Source organism: Cellulomonas sp. P4_A2 (assembly GCF_056402515.1).
Map to the genome: position 1 here is coordinate 1 of NZ_JBFUHG010000081.1, position 501 is coordinate 501.

1 protein-coding gene is annotated in these 501 nt (G+C 69.7%); it reads right to left on the reverse strand.

Annotation, left to right across the window (positions count from 1 at the left end):
• The coding region (gene cysC, locus AC1DUE_RS20180; RefSeq protein ID WP_477041190.1) for an adenylyl-sulfate kinase at positions 1 to 486 on the reverse strand (486 nt) is incomplete at its 3' end.
• Between the last annotated feature and the right edge of the window lie 15 nt (positions 487 to 501).

A 501-nucleotide genomic window follows, 5' to 3' on the forward strand; every position in this document is an offset into this window, starting at 1 on the left:
CTGCTGGTGCGACTCGATCCGCAGGTCCGGCGACTCGGGCGCCTCGTACGGGTCGTCGACCCCGGTGAGCCCGCTGATCTCGCCCGCCGCCTGCTTGGCGTAGAGGCCCTTCACATCGCGTACGGAGCACACCTCCACCGGAGTCGCGACATGCACCTCCAGATACGCGGTGCCCTCCGCCTGATGGCGCTTGCGTACGGCGTCTCGGCTGTCCGCGTACGGGGCGATGACCGGAACCAGCACCTTCACGCCGTTGGCGGCCAGGAGTTCGGCGACGAAGCCGATCCGCTGGACGTTGGTGTGCCGGTCCTCGCGGGAGAAGCCGAGCCCCGCGGAGAGGAACTCCCGGATCTCGTCGCCGTCGAGCACCTCCACCCGGTGGCCCTCGCCGCGCAGCCGGCCGGCCAGTTCGTACGCGATGGTGGTCTTGCCCGCGCTCGGCAGACCGGTGAGCCAGATGGTGGCTCCCGTCTCCGTCACGCTCATCGAAGTCTCCTGATC